This window comes from Streptomyces syringium, assembly GCF_017876625.1.
Classification (GTDB): domain Bacteria; phylum Actinomycetota; class Actinomycetes; order Streptomycetales; family Streptomycetaceae; genus Streptomyces; species Streptomyces syringius.
In genome coordinates this window covers 2,068,349-2,081,536 of the sequence record NZ_JAGIOH010000001.1, presented here as the reverse complement: position 1 = coordinate 2,081,536, position 13,188 = coordinate 2,068,349, and the positions used below count along the sequence as shown (strand labels likewise).

Annotated in this window: 12 protein-coding genes; 5 read left to right on the top strand and 7 right to left on the bottom strand. The window is 71.8% G+C overall.

Annotated features, from left to right (window positions below):
• Positions 1–74 precede the first annotated feature (74 nt).
• The 3 genes from JO379_RS09160 to JO379_RS09150 form a co-directional block, all read right to left on the bottom strand.
• Entirely contained in the window at positions 75–893 is an 819-nt protein-coding gene (locus JO379_RS09160; RefSeq protein ID WP_130877310.1) for a thioredoxin domain-containing protein, read from the bottom strand.
• Between the two features lie 52 nt (positions 894–945).
• The gene (locus JO379_RS09155; RefSeq protein WP_130877309.1) at positions 946–1,581 is read right to left on the bottom strand and encodes a hypothetical protein; all 636 of its coding nucleotides are present in this window, start codon (positions 1,579–1,581) and stop codon (positions 946–948) included.
• Between the two features lie 116 nt (positions 1,582–1,697).
• Complete coding sequence (locus JO379_RS09150; protein ID WP_130877308.1) at positions 1,698–3,038, bottom strand: DUF2252 domain-containing protein; 1,341 nt, start codon at positions 3,036–3,038, stop codon at positions 1,698–1,700.
• Between the two features lie 183 nt (positions 3,039–3,221).
• Here JO379_RS09150 and dnaE point away from each other — a divergent pair, with 183 nt between their 5' ends.
• Positions 3,222–6,761, top strand: a complete 3,540-nt coding sequence (gene dnaE / locus JO379_RS09145; protein WP_130877307.1) for a DNA polymerase III subunit alpha — start codon at positions 3,222–3,224, stop codon at positions 6,759–6,761.
• Between the two features lie 185 nt (positions 6,762–6,946).
• On the opposite strand, the gene JO379_RS09140 is transcribed toward dnaE, so the two are convergent.
• Positions 6,947–7,120 (bottom strand): hypothetical protein, encoded by a 174-nt coding sequence (locus tag JO379_RS09140; RefSeq protein WP_165451514.1) that lies wholly within the window; start codon positions 7,118–7,120, stop codon positions 6,947–6,949.
• Between the two features lie 267 nt (positions 7,121–7,387).
• On the opposite strand from JO379_RS09140, the gene JO379_RS09135 reads away from it, so the two are divergent.
• The 4 genes from JO379_RS09135 (at position 7,388) to JO379_RS09120 (ending at position 11,512) form a co-directional block, all read left to right on the top strand.
• Entirely contained in the window at positions 7,388–8,716 is a 1,329-nt protein-coding gene (locus JO379_RS09135; protein ID WP_207303877.1) for an NYN domain-containing protein, read from the top strand.
• A 142-nt stretch (positions 8,717–8,858) separates the two neighbouring features.
• Positions 8,859–9,887: an ABC transporter ATP-binding protein gene (locus JO379_RS09130; protein WP_209514550.1), complete on the top strand. Its 1,029-nt coding sequence runs from the start codon at positions 8,859–8,861 to the stop codon at positions 9,885–9,887.
• Positions 9,888–9,935: 48 nt separating this feature from the next.
• The gene (locus tag JO379_RS09125) at positions 9,936–10,796 is read left to right on the top strand and encodes an ABC transporter permease (protein WP_130877305.1); all 861 of its coding nucleotides are present in this window, start codon (positions 9,936–9,938) and stop codon (positions 10,794–10,796) included.
• A 59-nt stretch (positions 10,797–10,855) separates the two neighbouring features.
• Positions 10,856–11,512, top strand: coding sequence for an ABC transporter permease (locus JO379_RS09120; RefSeq protein ID WP_130877304.1), 657 nt, complete (start codon positions 10,856–10,858; stop codon positions 11,510–11,512).
• Positions 11,513–11,686: 174 nt separating this feature from the next.
• Here the strand turns inward: JO379_RS09120 and JO379_RS34335 are convergent, their stop codons facing one another.
• The 3 genes from JO379_RS34335 to JO379_RS09110 all read right to left on the bottom strand — a co-directional run bounded on the left by JO379_RS34335 (position 11,687) and on the right by JO379_RS09110 (position 13,179).
• Positions 11,687–11,761 carry a 50S ribosomal protein bL37 gene (locus tag JO379_RS34335; protein WP_430542707.1) on the bottom strand — a complete coding sequence of 25 codons (75 nt, stop codon included), beginning with the start codon at positions 11,759–11,761 and terminating at the stop codon, positions 11,687–11,689.
• A 114-nt stretch (positions 11,762–11,875) separates the two neighbouring features.
• Positions 11,876–12,376: a Cys-tRNA(Pro) deacylase gene (ybaK, locus tag JO379_RS09115; RefSeq protein ID WP_209514548.1), complete on the bottom strand. Its 501-nt coding sequence runs from the start codon at positions 12,374–12,376 to the stop codon at positions 11,876–11,878.
• 65 nt (positions 12,377–12,441) lie between these two features.
• Positions 12,442–13,179, bottom strand: a complete 738-nt coding sequence (locus JO379_RS09110) for an LON peptidase substrate-binding domain-containing protein (protein WP_130877302.1) — start codon at positions 13,177–13,179, stop codon at positions 12,442–12,444.
• Positions 13,180–13,188 lie beyond the last annotated feature (9 nt).

Below are 13,188 nucleotides of genomic sequence, written 5' to 3'. Positions count from 1 at the left end.
TTGCCACGATCGTGGGTATGTGTCGTGTCAAGATTCGGCATCGACGGCGGGGACGGGACACCCCGGGGGAAGGGTCAGGACTTCAGCGCGGCGTCGACCACCTTGGTGTACTGCTCCGGGGTGATCGGGACGTTCTTGCCGTCCGTGGTCAGCTTCTTGCCGTCGAGCTTGAGCGTCGGGGTGCCGGTGACGTCCTTGGCCTTGTCGAACTCGGCGGACACCTCCAGCGCCCACTTGTCGAAGGTGCCGTCCTCGACGTTCTTGCGGAACTCCGCGTTGTCCTTGAGCGCCGGGACCTCGTTCGCGATCTTCAGCAGGACGTCGTCCTTCGCGTAGTCGTCCTTCGTCTCCTGCGGGTGGTTGGCCTTGGCGTAGAGGGCCTTGTTGTAGGCGCTGAACGCCTCGGGGCCGACGTTCAGGGCCGAGCCGAGCGCGCTCAGCGCGTTCTTCGAGCCGTCGCCGCCGAAGTTGCGGTCGAGGAACGTGGCGACGTGGTACGAGACCTTGTACTTGCCGTCCTTGACGTCCTTGTCGACCGTGCCGCCGACGTTCTGCTCGAAGACCGAGCAGATCGGGCAGCGCATGTCCTGGTAGAGGTCCAGGGTGTGCTTGGCCTTCTTGTCGCCGATGACGATCTCGGTGCCCTTGTCGCCGGCGGTGTTGGCGGGCTTGACGAGCTCCTTCTTCGCCGCCGCCGCCCAGTCGGAGTCCGTGCCCCCGCCGAGCTGGGTCACGGCCACGGCGATGCCCGCCACGACCGCCAGGACCGCGGCGACCGCCCCGCCGACGACGAGCTGGCGGCGTGTCTTGTCCTTCTTGGCCTGCCGCTCCCGCTCGGCGCGCAGCCGCTCGCGGGCCGACTGCTTGTTCTCCCAGTTGTTGCGCTTGCTCATGATCCGACTTCTCCGTGCTGTCCGTGCTGTCTGCGTAAGGGATCCGTACCGCTCAGGCGGGGGCGAGACCGGGCGGGGGACCGCGACGCACGACGGAGTGCAGAAGCAGGGGAGGGGCGAGCGGCACGCGCGCGCGCCGCACGGCCCGTACCCGCGGGCCGCCGGGGCGCGCGAGGGGGGCGGCCGTCGTGACGGCCAGCAGCAGGGGGCGGAAGGCGAGGGCCGCGACGGCGCGCAGCAGCCGGGCCAGCGCCGCTTCGCCGCGCCGCAGCCAGGCGGCGGCGAGCAGCCCGACCACCACGTGCGCCGCGAGCAGCAGCCAGGACGCCGTGCCCGGGCCGCCCGCGGGGGCGAACGGCCCGTCGACCCCGCCACCGCCGCACAGCGCGGTGAGGGCGCCCGGCACGGGCCGTCCGTCCGTGCCGTAGCAGGTCCGCTGCCCGGTGGTGAAGACGGCGTCGACCGCCAGCTCCAGCGGCACGAGGAGGGCGGCGATGTGCCCGAAGCCCCGCTCCCGGCCCGCGAGCGCGTAGGCGAGCGCGAAGACGGCGACGGACGCCGCGGCGACGGCTCGCAGGGGCAGCGGCGTGCCGGACAGCAGCACATGGGAGGCCGCGGACAGCGTCACGCACAGCGCTGTGAACAGCGCCGCGCGCAATGCCCGCAACCGTGCCGCCGAAATGTCCATGACTGACAAGTCTGGCACGGTCCGCGATAAAGGGGGACTAAGCCCCTCATCAGGGGCCGGAACGGCCGGTAGGGCCCGAATCGCCCCAGGGCCCCGCGGGCGGAGCCCGCTGCGTCCTACAGGCCCGGGATCCGGCCGTTGCGGAAGAGGTCCACGAAGATCTGGTGGTCCGCGCGGGCCCGGGCGCCGTAGGAGTGGGCGAAGTCGACGAGCAGGTCGCCGAAGCCGTCCTCGTCGGCGGCGATCACGGCGTCGATGGCCCGCTCGGTGGAGAAGGGGACCAGCGAGTGGCCGCTCTGGTCGTCGGCCGCCGCGTGCATGGTGGCGGTGGCCCGGCCCAGGTCGGCCACGACGGCCGCGATCTCGGCCGGGTCGTCGATGTCCGACCAGTCGAGGTCCACCGCGTACGGGGAGATCTCCGCGACCAGCTGCCCGGCCCCGTCCAGCTCGGTCCAGCCCAGCCACGGATCGGCGTGGTCCTGGAGGGCGCGCTGCGAGATGACCGTGCGGTGGCCCTCGTGCTGGAAGTAGCCGCGCACCTCCGGGTCGGTGAGGTGCCGGGAGACCGCCGGGGTCTGCGCCTGCTTCATGTAGATGACGACGTCGTTCTCCAGGGCGTCGCTGTTGCCCTCCAGGAGGATGTTGTACGAGGGCAGGCCGGCGCTGCCGATGCCGATGCCCCGGCGGCCGACCACGTCCTTGACGCGGTAGGAGTCGGGGCGGGCCAGGCTGGTGTCGGGGAGCGTCTCCAGATAGCCGTCGAAGGCGGCGAGGATCTTGTAGCGGGTCGCGGCGTCCAGCTCGATGGAGCCGTCGTCCGCCAGGAAGCGGCGCTCGAAGTCGCGGATCCCGGTCATCGTGGACAGCAGCCCGAAGCGGGTCAGCGAGCGGGCCTCGCGCAGCGCGCCCAGCAGCGGGCCCTCGGCGGTGTCCAGGGTGAAGGGCGGCACCTCGTCATTCTTGGCGCCGGTGGCCAGCGCGTGGATGCGCTCGCGGTAGGACGCGGCGTAGACGCGCACCAGCTCGGTGATCATCTCGTCGCTGAGCGCCTTGGTGTAGCCGATCAGGGCGATGGAGGCGGCGAAGCGCTTGAGGTCCCAGGTGAAGGGGCCGACATAGGCCTCGTCGAAGTCGTTGACGTTGAAGACCAGCCGGCCGTTGGCGTCCATGTACGTGCCGAAGTTCTCGGCGTGCAGATCGCCGTGTATCCACACCCGGCTCGTGCGCTCGTCCAGATACGGGCCGGTGGCGCCCTCCTCGTGCTCGCCGGACCGCGCCAGGTCGGCGTAGAAGAGGCAGGCGGTGCCACGGTAGAAGGCGAAGGCCGAGGCCGCCATCTTGCGGAACTTCACCCGGAAGGCCGCGGGGTCGGCCGCGAGGAGCGTGCCGAAGGCGGTGTCGAAAACAGCGAGTATGTCCTCGCCGCGCTGCGTGGCCCGGACGTGCTCGAGCGCCATCGCTGGTCCTCCTGGTGGGGGCACCCCAGCGGTAGCCGGGGGAGGGTCGTGAAACGGACAGGCGTCCTGCCGCTCTCAACGAGCGAGGCTACCGGCGCGTGCCCGCGATTGTCGGTGGGGGCCGGTAACCTTCAAAGCTGTCTCCCCCCGCTGTCGCCGACCGTTCGCCGGAGGTCTTCCACCGTGACCAAGCCGCCCTTCACGCACCTGCACGTACACACGCAGTACTCCCTGCTGGACGGTGCCGCGCGGCTGTCGGACATGTTCAAGGCCTGCAATGAGATGGGCATGACGCACATCGCCATGTCCGACCACGGCAACCTGCACGGTGCGTACGACTTCTTCCACCAGGCCAAGAAGGCGGGCGTCACCCCGATCATCGGCATCGAGGCGTACGTGGCGCCCGAGTCGCGGCGCAACAAGCGACGCGTCCAGTGGGGCCAGCCGCACCAGAAGCGCGACGACGTCTCCGGTTCGGGCGGTTACACCCACAAGACCATCTGGGCGGCGAACAAGACCGGTCTGCACAACCTCTTCCGGCTGTCCTCCGACGCGTACGCCGAGGGCTGGCTGACGAAGTGGCCGCGGATGGACAAGGAGACCATCTCCCAGTGGTCCGAGGGCCTGATCGCCTCCACCGGCTGCCCCTCCGGCGAGGTGCAGACGCGGCTGCGCCTCGGCCACTTCGACGAGGCGCTCAAGGCCGCCTCCGACTACCAGGACATCTTCGGCAAGGGCCGCTATTTCCTGGAGCTGATGGACCACGGCATCGAGATCGAGCGCCGGGTCCGCGACGGCCTGCTGGAGATCGGCAAGAAGCTCGGCATCCCCCCGCTGGTCACCAACGACTCCCACTACACCTACGCGCACGAGGCGAGCGCCCACGACGCCCTGCTCTGCATCCAGACCGGCAAGAACCTCTCCGACCCGGACCGCTTCCGGTTCGACGGCACCGGCTACTACCTGAAGTCGACGGACGAGATGTACGCCATCGACTCCTCCGACGCCTGGCAGGAGGGCTGCGCCAACACGCGCCTGGTCGCCGACCAGATCGACACCGAGGGCTGGTTCCAGGAGCGGAACCTGATGCCGAAGTTCGATGTGCCCGAGGGGCACACCGAGGTCAGCTGGTTCCGCGAGGAGACCATGCGCGGCATGGCCCGGCGCTACCCCGGCGGCATCCCGGAGGACCGGCTCAAGCAGGTCGAGTACGAGATGGGCATCATCATCGAGATGGGGTTCCCCGCGTACTTCCTCGTGGTCGCCGACTTCATCATGTGGGCCAAGAACAACGGCATCGCGGTCGGCCCGGGCCGGGGCTCGGCGGCCGGTTCGATCGTCGCGTACGCCATGGGCATCACCGACCTCGACCCGATCGAGCACGGACTGATCTTCGAGCGGTTCCTCAACCCCGAGCGCATCTCCATGCCCGATGTCGACATCGACTTCGACGAGCGCCGGCGCGGTGAGGTGATCCGGTACGTCACCGAGAAGTACGGCGCCGACAAGGTCGCCATGATCGGTACGTACGGCAAGATCAAGGCGAAGAACGCGATCAAGGACTCCGCCCGCGTCCTCGGCTACCCCTACGCGATGGGCGACCGGCTCACCAAGGCGATGCCGGCCGATGTCCTCGGCAAGGGCATCGACCTCAACGGCATCACCGACCCGAGCCACCCGCGCTACGGCGAGGCGGGCGAGATCCGGGGGATGTACGAGAACGAGCCGGACGTCAAGAAGGTCATCGACACCGCGAAGGGCGTCGAGGGCCTGGTCCGCCAGATGGGTGTGCACGCGGCCGGTGTGATCATGTCCAGCGAGACGATCACCGACCACGTCCCCGTCTGGGTCCGGCACTCCGACGGCGTGACCATCACCCAGTGGGACTACCCGAGCTGTGAGTCGCTCGGCCTGCTGAAGATGGACTTCCTCGGCCTGCGCAACCTCACGATCATGGACGACGCCGTCAAGATGGTGAAGGCCAACAAGGGCGTCGACATCGACCTCCTGGCCATCCCGCTGGACGACCCCACCACCTACGAACTGCTCTGCCGCGGTGACACGCTCGGCGTCTTCCAGTTCGACGGCGGCCCCATGCGCTCGCTGCTGCGCCTGATGAAGCCCGACAACTTCGAGGACATTTCCGCCGTCTCGGCCCTCTACCGGCCGGGCCCGATGGGCATGAACTCGCACACCAACTACGCCCTGCGCAAGAACGGCCAGCAGGAGATCACTCCGATCCACCCGGAGCTGGAGGAGCCGCTCAAGGAGGTCCTGGGCGTCACCTACGGCCTCATCGTGTACCAGGAGCAGGTGCAGAAGGCCGCGCAGATCATCGCCGGGTACTCGCTCGGCGAGGCCGACATCCTCCGCCGCGTGATGGGCAAGAAGAAGCCCGACGAGCTGGCGAAGAACTTCGTCTTCTTCAAGGAGGGCGCCAAGAAGAAGGGCTTCTCCGACGAGGCCATCCAGGCCCTGTGGGACGTGCTGGTCCCCTTCGCCGGATACGCGTTCAACAAGGCCCACTCCTCGGCGTACGGCCTGGTCACCTACTGGACCGCCTACCTCAAGGCCAACTACCCCGCCGAGTACATGTCCGCCCTGCTGACCTCGGTCAAGGACGACAAGGACAAGTCGGCGACGTATCTCAACGAGTGCCGTCGCATGGGCATCAAGGTGCTGCCGCCCAATGTCAACGAGTCCGAGTCGAACTTCGCCGCCCAGGGCGACGACGTGATCCTCTTCGGCCTCACCGCCGTCCGCAACGTCGGACAGAACGTGGTGGACTCGATCATCCGCTGCCGCAAGTCCAAGGGGAAGTACAGCTCCTTCCCCGACTTCCTCGACAAGGTCGAGGCCGTCGTCTGCAACAAGCGCACCGTCGAATCGCTGATCAAGGCCGGCGCCTTCGACGAGATGGGCCACACCCGCAAGGGTCTCACCGCGCACTACGAACCGATGATCGACAATGTCGTCCAGGTCAAGCGCAAAGAGGCGGAGGGTCAGTTCGACCTCTTCGGCGGCATGGGCGAGGCGGACAGCGACGAGCCGGGCTTCGGGCTCGACGTGGAGTTCTCCGACATCGAGTGGGAGAAGTCCTACCTCCTCGCGCAGGAGCGCGAGATGCTCGGCCTCTACGTCTCCGACCACCCGCTCTTCGGCATCGAGCACGTCCTGAACGACAAGGCCGACGCCGCGATCTCCCAGCTCACCGGCGGTGAGCACGCCGACGGCGCGATCGTGACCATCGGCGGCATCATCTCCGGCCTCCAGCGCAAGATGACCAAGCAGGGCAATGCCTGGGCCATCGCCACCGTCGAGGACCTGGCCGGTTCGATCGACTGCATGTTCTTCCCCGCCACCTACCAGCTGGTCTCCACCCAGCTCGTCGAGGACGCCGTCGTCTTCGTCAAGGGGCGGCTCGACAAGCGCGAGGACATCCCCCGTCTGGTCGCCATGGAGCTGATGGTCCCCGACCTGTCCAACGCCGGGACCAACGCCCCCGTGATCATCACGATCCCCACGGTCAAGGTCACCCCGCCGCTGGTGGAGAAGCTCGGCCAGGTCCTCACCCACCACCGCGGCTCCACCGAGGTGCGGATCAAGCTCCAGGGCGCGCGCAAGACGACCGTGCTGCGCCTGGACCGTCACCGGGTGACACCGGACCCGGCGCTCTTCGGCGACCTCAAGGTGCTGCTCGGCCCCTCCTGCCTGGCGGGCTGAGCGGATCGGGCCGGGCCTGACCGGGGTGCCACCGGGACAGGCTGACAATTCCGTCATATGGCAACGTGGGGCGCGCCCGGGTCAACCGGACGCGCCCCACTCGCACTTCAAGGCGCCGGGCCGGTTCCGGCCGGACGGCCCGCGGTCGCCCGCCCGCGTGCCCCGCCCGGCGGTCCGGCGGCCGCTCAGTTGTGACCGAAGCGCTTCTGGCGGCCCTTGCGCGCCATGTCCCCCGGGGTCACCTGGGACTGCCGCTGATCGGCCCGGTCCTCCATCGAGGAGCTCTTCGCCTGCTGCGTACCGCGCTCGGCCGCACTGCTCTTCTGCTGCTCCCGGTTCTGCTTCCTGTTCTTGGCCATGCTGCTGTGCCTCCAAGTCGGGGTTGCCCCCCGCCGAACACACTGGCACGCGCCGGCGAACCGTGCATTTCGGGTAATTACCGTGCGTGATAGATGCACTTATCGATCTGTGCCCGTATCCGCCACGCCGATGATCCAGTTCGGACTGATAACCCCCGTGCGGTCGGGCAGACTCCAAGGAAAGCCAAGGCAAACCAGGGGCACGACCGTGCCGGGGGGCGACCGCACTTCTGGACTGACAGAAAACTGACAGAAAGAGGGTGGAACGTGGACCGCTGCGTCGTCCTGGTGGACGCCGGCTATCTGCTGGGCGCCGCCGCGAGCCTGCTGGCCGGGGAACCCGCCCGGTCCCGCATCACCGTCGATCACGCGACCCTCATCCAGGGGCTGCGCGAGCGGGCCGAGGCCGAGACGCAGCGCCCGTTGCTGCGGATCTACTGGTTCGACGGTGCCCCCGACCGGGTGCCGCAGCCCGAGCACCGCAGGCTCCGCGTCATGCCCCGGGTCACCGTCCGGCTGGGGGCCCTGACCCGCAGCGACGGCCGGTGGGCCCAGAAGGGCGTCGACGCGGCCATGCACGCCGAGCTCACCGAGCTGGCCCGCAACCGTGCCTGTTCCGACATCGTGCTCGTCACCGGCGACGGCGATCTCCTCCCGGGCCTGATGTCCGCCAAGGAACACGGCGTCGCCGTCCACCTGTGGGCCGTCCAGGCCGCCGACGGCGACTACAACCAGTCCGAGGACCTCGTCGCCGAAGCCGACGAGCGCCGCGTCCTGGACCGCACCTGGATCACCCGGGCCGTCCGCGCCAAGGAACTCACCGGCATCTGCGCCCCGCAGCCCGCGCCGCGCCCCGAGATCGCCGCGATCCTCTCCGCGCCGCTCCCCGAGACCGCGGCGGCCGCCGCTGCCGCCGCCGCGAGCCGCGCGGCCGAGGCCCGCCCCGACCGGCGCAACGGCACCCGGCCCGCCACCCCCGCCGAGCCCTGCCCCGACACCTGCCCCGAGTCCGAGCGCGGCTCCGAGACCCCCGGCAGCAAGGGCGTGCCCACCCCGAAGGACCTCGCCGGCCTCGCCCGCGGCCTCGCCGGACCGGCATCCCAGAACGGCGGGGACCGGCCGGGCCAGGCCGCCGGGCAAGCGGGCCAGGGGACAGCCCCCGCCCCCAACGCCACCCTCCGCTGGTCCTCCGACAAGGGCTGGGTCGAGCGCGGCGCCGGAAACGGCCTGGGCGAACCGCCCGAAACTGCCTCCCTCCCCATGCTCGCCCAGCTCACCAGCGCCGAGCAGCGCTGGGCCGACCGGGAGGAGGACATCACCACCGTCGGCGGCGACCCCTTCGAGGTCGGCCAGGTCTTCGCCCGCCGCTGGACCGAGCGCCTCACCGACTCCGTCCACCTCCAGCACCTCTCCACCGAGTACCCGCGCATCCCGCACCGCATCGATGGCGAGCTGCTGCGGTACGCGGCCCGCTTCGGGCTGCTCGCGCACAAGGACGACCAGATCGACGAGCACGACCGCTATGCGATCCGGGCGGGATTCTGGCGCGAGATCGACGCGCGCACGGCGGCAGAGCACGCCCCGGCCGGGGACTGAGCCGGAAAACGTCCCGGGGCTCCTTCCCGCCGTGACGGCGACCACCCGCGGGGCCGGGGACCGGCGGGCGGAACGTACCCCGGGTGCGCCACCCCGAAGCAAGCCGCGGGCGCCGGAGCGCGTACCCTCATAGCTCGTGAGGATGGGCGCGAAACAGGCGGAGCGGGGCTCCCCAGGGCGGGCGACGGACGACGCGGTGTGCACCGTGCGCGGCCTGGTCAAGACCTACCCCGCCGCGCGCGGCCGGCGGGGCGCCCCCGGCGCGGCCGCCGTGCGGGCCTCCGACGGCATCGACCTCGACGTCCGGCGCGGCGAGATCTTCGGACTGCTCGGCCCCAACGGCGCCGGCAAGTCCACGCTCGTGCGCCAGCTCACCGGTCTGCTGCGGCCCGACGCGGGCAGCGTCGACCTGCTCGGCCACGACCTCGTACGCCACCCCGAGCGCGCCTCCCGGCTCGTCGGCTACCTCGGCCAGGAGTCCACCGCGCTCGACGAGCTGACGGTGTCCCTGGCCGCGGAGACCACCGGGCGGCTGCGTGGCCTCGCCCTGCGCGACGCCCGCGCCGAGCGCGACGCCGTCATCGACGAGCTGGGCCTCGCCCCGATCGCCGGGCGGCCGCTGAAGAAGCTCTCCGGCGGCCAGCGCCGGCTCGCCTGCTTCGCCGCGACCCTCGTCGGGGAACGGCCCGTGCTCGTCCTGGACGAGCCCACCACCGGCATGGACCCCGTCGCCCGCCGCGCCGTCTGGGCCGCCGTCGACCGGCGGCGCGCCGAGCGCGGCGCGACGGTGCTGCTCGTCACCCACAACGTCATCGAGGCCGAGACCGTCCTCGACCGGGTCGCCGTCCTCGAACGCGGCCGGATCATCGCCTGCGACACCCCCACCGGCCTCAAGGAGCTCGTCGGCGACGAGGTCCGCGTCGAACTCGTCTGGCGCGCCGAGCCCCCGCTGGACATCCCCGAGGTCGCGGCGCTGCGCGACGCGGCCCACGAGTCGGGCCGCCGCTGGTCGCTGCGGCTCGGCCCCGCCGAGGCGCGGGCCGCCGTGGCCGCCGTGACCGGCGGCCCCGCCTTCGCCGCACTCGACGACTTCACGCTGGCCACCCCGAGCCTGGAGGACGTCTATCTGGCGCTCGGCGGCGACCGCACGGAGGGACTGGTGAAGGGGTGACCCATTCATGACGGGCCACTGGACCGGACCGAACAGGAGCTGTGCCGGGTGACTGCTGTATCCGCAGAGGTGGTGTCCGGCCGGGCCGGAGCCGAGGACCCGGCACGCTCCGAGGACCGCGCCCGCCCCTGGTCCGACGGCGACGGTGACGGCGCCGCCCCGCTCGCTCCCCGGGCGCGGCTGCTGCCCGCCCTGGTCGCCGTGTACCGGGCGCAGCTCTCGCGTGCCCGGGTGGCACGGATCCCGCTGCTGTTCGTCGCGACGTTCCAGTCCGTCGGGATCATGGTCCTGATGCGCGGGGTCGTGGACGGCGGGGACGAGGCGCGGGCCGTGGTCGCCGGGTCCAGCGTGCTGGTCGTGGCGTTCGTCGCGCTGAACCTCCTCGCCCAGTACTTCGGGCAGCTGCGCGCCAGTGGCGGCCTCGACCACTACGCGACCCTCCCGGTGCCGCCCGCGGCCGTGGTGCTGGGCGCGGCGGCGGCGTACGCGTCCTTCACCGTGCCCGGCACGGCCGTCACGGCGGTCGTCGGAAGCGCGCTGTTCCATCTGCCGATGACCCACCTGTGGGTGCTCGTCGCGGTGATCCCGCTGGCCGGGGCGGCCCTCGCCGGGCTCGGCGCGGCGCTCGGGCTGCTCGCGCCCCGGCAGGAGCTGGCGACGCTGTGCGGCCAGTTGGGCATGTCCGCGGCGCTGCTGCTCGGCGTGCTCCCGGCCGCGCACCTGCCCGCCCCCATCGGCTACGCGCGCGATCTGCTGCCCTCCACCTACGGTGTGGAGGCCCTGGCGCGGACTTTCGACGAGCGGCCCGACTGGCTGCTGGTGGCCGCGGACCTCGGGGTGTGCGCCGCCGTGGGCGTGGTCTCGCTGGCCGTCGCCACCTGGGCGTACCGCCGGGCGGCCGTGCGGTGACGCGCCGCAGCGGCGGTCCTGCCGCCGACGGCACGTCGTCGACCTGGCACGATGGCAAGGTGACCGCACCGCTGACGCCGCACGAACCCCCGCACGACTCCTCGCACGATCCCTCGCAGGTCCCGCCGCACGGGCTCGTGCACCGGGAAACCGCCGACGGGGCTGCCGACGGGGCCGCCGACGGCCCGGGGCTCCACGTCGAGCTGCGCCAGGCCGCGGTCGTCGCCGCGGTGGTGAGCGTGGCCGGGGTGCTGCTGGGACTGCTGTGGGTGTGGCTGGCGCCGCGCGTGCCGCTGATCTCGGACGGCAAGGCCGTCTACCTCAAGGCCACCGAGGGCGAGCAGGCGATCGGCGCGGACGGCACGTTCGTGCTGCTGGCGGTGGGCTTCGGCGCGGTGAGCGCGGCCCTGGTCTTCTGGTTCCGCCGCCGCGGCGGGATCCCCCTCGTCATCGGCCTGGCGCTCGGCTCGCTGCTCGCGTCGGCGATCGGCTGGCGGCTGGGGGTGTGGCTCGGCCCGAGCTCCGATGTGGCCGCGAGCGCCCGGGCCGCCGGCCGGGGCGTGGTCTTCGACGCCCCGCTCCGGCTGGCCGCCAAGGGGGCGCTGCTGTTCTGGCCCCTCTCCGCGATGGCCGTCCACCTCGGCCTGACAGCGGCGTTCGGCCCCCGCGACCCCGAACCGGACTGGGCCGCGCCCGGCCTTCCGCCGAAGCCGTAGCGCCCTGCGGGCTGCCGGTGGCGCCCGCACCACCGCTGCGCGGCGGTGTCCTCAATCGCCGGACGGGCTTGATTTCGGCTGGGCTCAGCCCTTCCCGGCCCGTCCGGCGATTGAGGACGCGCCCGCAGGGCGCCTGCCGCCGCGGTTCGGCCCGCCCGCCGCAGGCGCCCCGCGCTACGCCGGACGCCTTCCATGGTTCGCGCGGTTCTTCTTCAGACGCCAGCGGCGCTTGCGGGTGCGCTTCGACATGAGCGGTCCCCTCCCTGGGCGGGACGCGCGTACGGCGGCCCGCCCCTCGGTCGTAACGGAGGGACGCGCAACAGTCCAGGCCCACGGCAAGAAGCGCGGGAGCGTACGGGTGGCTCAGGGGCGGGCGATCGGCGCGAGCACCGCGCCCGTCAGCGCCGCGAGGTCGTCGGGCGACAGCTCGACCTCCAGCCCGCGCCGGCCCGCCGAGACACAGATCGTCGGATACGTCCCCGCCGAGGCGTCCAGCGCCGTCGGCAGCCGCTTGCGCTGGCCGAGCGGCGAGATCCCGCCCCGCACGTACCCCGTGGTGCGCTCGGCGGCCGCCGGGTCGGCCATCGCCGCCCGCTTGCCGCCGACCGCGGCCGCGAGGGCCTTGAGGTCGAGCGAACCGGAGACGGGCACGACGGCCACGGTCAGCACGCCGTCCACCTCGGCCACCAGGGTCTTGAACACCCGGCTCGGATCGATGCCGAGCGCCTCGGCGGCCTCCTCGCCGTAGGAGGGGGCGGCCGGGTCGTGCTCGTAGGCGCGCACGGAGAAGACGGTGCCCGCCTTCTCCAGGGCGACGGTCGCGGGCGTGGCACCGGACTGCTGCTTCCTGGCCTTCTTCGCCAAGGCCGACCCCTTCCGCTGGTGATCCGCTGCTGACTCGCCGGAGAACCGCCGGGGTTCCGCCGGGCTCAGTTGGGGCTCGTCGGCCGCCGGGTGAGATCCGTGGCCGGGAGCGACGGGAGCTTAGCGATCACCGCGGTCTCCGCGCGCAGCAATTTCAGCTCCGCCGCCAGCCGGGCCGCCGTGTCCGGGGCCTCCAGCAGCCGCTGCTTGGCCGGGGTGTCCAGCACCGCCGCGGCCGCCACCAGATAGGACAGCACCGACGGCTCGCCGGGCAGGTCCGCCTCCCCGTTCAGTGAGCGCTCGCGCGCCCCCGCCAGCCGCTTCTGGTAGGCCCGGAACGCCCGCACGACACCGGAGGCCAGCGCGCCCGCCTCCTCGCCCTGCTCCTCCTCGATGGTCTCGACCTCACCCGTCAGATACGGGCCCGAGGCGTCGACGGACAGCAGCCGGAAGCGGGTGGTGCCGGTGGCCAGCACCTCGTACGTGCCGTTCTCGCGCTCGCGGATCGTCGCCGCGTCCGCCGTGCAGCCCACCAGGTGGAACGCCTTGATCGGGTCGGCGCCGAAGCCGGAGGCCGGTCCCGGCTCCGGGCGGGCGCCCTCGGGCAGACCGGGCGCGCTGGGCGCGACCTCGCTGCCGTCGCGGATGGCGACGACGCCGAAGCGGCGCGGCTCGTCCTCCGGCAGGGCCGACAGGTCGCGCATCAGCGCACGGTACCGCTGCTCGAAGACGTTCAGCGGGAGGACGAGTCCCGGGAACAGCACCGAGTTCAGCGGGAAGAGCGGAAGGCGCGCGGTGGTCACAGCCGGTAA